Raw genomic sequence first — 1,570 nt, 5'->3', positions numbered from 1 at the left:
CGAGCACTGACGTACTGCTGACTGCCGACCAACAAACAGCGGGACAGCCAATGGCGTTGGCACACTGGCGAGCTTTCCCGCCCAACCTCTCCCGGTTCCCCTCTGGCTCTCTCCTGGCGGTGCCATCCGAGGAATCGCCATATGGCACCGGAGCCGGCCACGTCCACTCTGCGGGCCCGTCCACGCTCATCAGACAGTTAGTTCCTTGAGTCAATGCAAGTCACCGCGGAGGCACGAGCGCAGCCAGCCGACGGGCGGCGTGCCCGATCTGGGTACGCCGCCCGCTGCGGTTAGCAAGGGTTGGGGAGGGCGCGGGTTCAGTGCGTGACCGCCAGGCCGGTCGGCTGGCCGACCCGGGCGTCGAGCCATGTGCCCTTGGGGCTGCCGAAGATCGCGGCCTCGCGACCGTCCCAGGCGACCTCTCCGCGGCGCACGGTGAGGTCCGGGCGCCCGGTGAAGGTCCATCCCTCGTAGGCCGACCAGTGGTTCTTCGTCTGGGCGTGGTGGGCTGACATCAGCCAGGTGGCGTCGGGGTCGAACAGTACGAAGTCGGCGTCCATGCCTTCGGTGACACTGCCCTTCCGGTCGTCGAGACCGAACAGCCGGGCCGGGTTGGCCGAGCACACCCGGGACGCCGGAAGCGTCAGCGTGAAGCACACCTCGGTAGTGGCCTGTGCGAACACGTCGCCTTCAGCCGATCCTGACACGGGTTCCCGGGCCACGCCGAAGCCTCGCGCCGGGCCGGCGAGCCCATCGTCCGAGGGTGCGTCCCTGATGGCCTTACGAGCCCGGGTCAGCTGCTGCTGAAGCGTGAGTTGGTCGGTCCTGCTGTAGCTGCTCCGCGTGAGCGATCGCCGCTTCGACCGCGTCCAGCTGGCTGACGAGCACGGCATGCCCGTCATGGCCCCGGTGATGCTCGGCCAGGCCCCGTAGCGCCGGCCGCTGATAGGTCATCTGTGCCCTCTCGGGCACGCTGCGCAGCCCTCCGGCGCGGGCACCCGCGCGAGCGCTGGAAAGTGATAACCCGTCTTCCATCGTGCTTCCCCCTTCGCGGCAGCGGGCCCACCCGATTGCCGGCGCGCTTGACGGGGTGGGAGCGACCGCCCTCACCCCCTGCGGATAGACCGAACCAACCGTCCTGTTGTTTCGGGGTGGTGCTGGGAGAGTCGTCACATAGGTACTTCCTGGGAGCATCGGCTGAAGGAGGAACCCATGCCCATCGTCACCGTCGACTGGTGGAGCGGCAGCACCAAGTCCGCCCGTGCCCCAGGCCGTACAAGACATCACCGACGCTGTCGCGAAGGCCGCTCAGTGTCCCCGTGAAGCCGTAACAGTGGTCATACGGGAGGTGGACACGTCCTACTGGGGCACAGCCGGCACGCTTGCCTCCGACCGCGCGCACCCGGTCAAGCCGACGATGTCGGTCGGCTGACCCGGCACCATCAGCGAGCCCCTCGGCCCCTGTTGCGGTGACCGCTCCGCAACAGAGGCTCCAGGAACCAGCAGTTCTCCGCGTTGCGTTCATCGCGGAGCCGATCGCCGGTCATGGTCAGTGGCTTGTCAGTGCTGC

At 68.1% G+C, this 1,570-nt stretch carries 2 protein-coding genes; one reads left to right on the top strand and one right to left on the bottom strand.

The window, feature by feature from the left end:
- Positions 1-317: 317 nt before the first annotated feature.
- Positions 318-683: an amidohydrolase family protein gene (locus tag ACX9I7_RS32570; protein WP_459389395.1), complete on the bottom strand. Its 366-nt coding sequence runs from the start codon at positions 681-683 to the stop codon at positions 318-320.
- Between the two features lie 578 nt (positions 684-1,261).
- Between ACX9I7_RS32570 and ACX9I7_RS32565 the strand changes: the two genes are divergently transcribed.
- Entirely contained in the window at positions 1,262-1,432 is a 171-nt protein-coding gene (locus ACX9I7_RS32565; RefSeq protein WP_459389394.1) for a tautomerase family protein, read from the top strand.
- Positions 1,433-1,570 lie beyond the last annotated feature (138 nt).

Source organism: Streptomyces sp. L500, from assembly GCF_054551825.1.
Note: the sequence above shows the minus strand (reverse complement) of the source record. Positions and strands in the feature narration are given on the sequence as shown.